Genomic DNA, 1552 nt, shown 5'->3' with positions numbered 1-1552 from the left:
TTCGCTCGTTTCGCGCCTCAAGCTGCGCTCCTACAAAAGACGGGGCGAAATTGGCGTTATCGTTTTTCTTCGCGGTAGTTTGCCGGCGTCATGCCGGTCCAGCGTTTGAAGGCCTTGGAAAACGCACTCTCATCGGAAAAGCCCAGCTTGTCAGCAATGTCGGCGAGACGGGTGCCCGCCTGTAATTCCTTTTCTGCCATGCCTTGCAGCAACGCATCGCGCAGCAACTTGAAGCTGCTGCCTTCTTCGCCCAGTTTGCGCACCAGATGGCGCCCGCTCATGGCCAGCTGGTCGGCCACTTTTTCCTTGCCCCAGTGCGGGTGCTGGCGGAGCAGGTCGCGGACGGTGGCGCTGAGAGACTGGCTGCCCAGGTTGTCCAGCAGTTGATCGGCCAGGGTGCGCAGGTGATGGCACAGGGACGGGTTGGCATGGATCAACGGCAGGCTCAAATCGCTGGCGGGCAACACCAGGGTGTTATGGTCAGTGGCAAAGCGTACCGGTAATCCGAGCAGGGATTCGTAGCGCCGATTATCGTCCAGCGCCGGATGGGAAAAGGTCATGCGGATTGCCTGTAGATGATCGCCGGTGGTCCAGCGTGACAGCTGCAGCAGGGCTGTCATCGCGGCTTCCACCCGCTCCCGCTGGCGCACGGTGTACTGGGGCTGGTAGCGAATCTCGCATTCGTCGTTGTGTACCTGGTATGAAAAGGCCCCCCCTTCGCCGACAATGGGGTAGTAATCCATCAGCGAATCCAGGGCATCTTCCACCGTATCGCAGCTCATCAGCACCATGCCCACGGTGTCCAGATGCCCGACCTGCAGGGCCAGCCCGAACTGGATGCCCACCAGCGGGTCGCGGGCCTGTTCGCAGAAGCTTTCCCAGATTTGGCCCTGCAGCGCCAGGCTGACACGGTCCTGTTCCCCGACCGCCTGTTGCAGCGTGGCGGGCAGGGCGAATCCCAGCTGTTCTGCTGCGTGGCTGATGGCCTGGGTGAAGCGCACTGTAACGGTGGGGGTGTGCGTCATGCTGTTATGAGGTCCCGAATTAACCGTGGCAAGGTCCCGAATTGGCCGTGAGCCTGCACCCGGTGGACCGTAGAGTAGACATCATACCAAATGCTGAGTCCAACTCGGCCAACCCGGATCCGGGTTCATAATAATAGTTATCGGGACAGCCATGTACGCAGTGATAGGCGCCGGCCCCATGGGCCTGGCCACCGCCAGAAATCTTAACAAGTACGATATTCCTTTCATCGGGTTCGATCTGAACAGCGATGTGGGTGGCCTGTGGGACATCGATAATCCCCACAGCACCATGTATCAGTCCGCGCATCTGATTTCCTCCAAGGGAATGACCGAATTCAGTGAATTCCCCATGCCGGATGAGGTGGCCACCTATCCCCATCACAGTGAAATGAAGCGCTATTTCCAGAGTTATGCGCGCCATTTTGATCTGTATCGGCACTACGAATTTTCCACCCGGGTGGTGCGTGTGGAGCGCAACGGTGACGGCTGGCAGATCACCACCGAACGGGATGGGGAAACGCAAAGCC

General features: G+C 59.3%; 1 protein-coding gene and 1 pseudogene. One reads left to right on the top strand and one right to left on the bottom strand.

Going from position 1 to position 1552, the window contains the following annotated elements:
* Window positions 1-56: 56 nt before the first annotated feature.
* On the bottom strand, window positions 57-1025 hold the full coding sequence (locus tag B3Q33_RS10940) for an AraC family transcriptional regulator (protein ID WP_035248580.1): 969 nt from the start codon (window positions 1023-1025) through the stop codon (window positions 57-59).
* A 151-nt stretch (window positions 1026-1176) separates the two neighbouring features.
* On the opposite strand from B3Q33_RS10940, the pseudogene B3Q33_RS10935 reads away from it, so the two are divergent.
* A pseudogene (locus tag B3Q33_RS10935) lies at window positions 1177-1552 on the top strand (NAD(P)/FAD-dependent oxidoreductase); the annotation flags it as partial.

It is taken from the genome of Alcanivorax sp. UBA3183 (assembly GCF_002364155.1).
Taxonomy (GTDB): domain Bacteria; phylum Pseudomonadota; class Gammaproteobacteria; order Pseudomonadales; family Alcanivoracaceae; genus Alcanivorax; species Alcanivorax jadensis.
The sequence above is the reverse complement of the archived record's forward strand: the minus strand, read 5'-3'. Positions and strand labels throughout refer to the sequence as shown.

What these genes read in the sequence shown, in the direction of transcription:
- B3Q33_RS10940 (WP_035248580.1), bottom strand. Translation starts at nt 1,025, where the DNA reads ATGACGCACACCCCCACCGTTACAGTGCGCTTCACCCAGGCCATCAGC.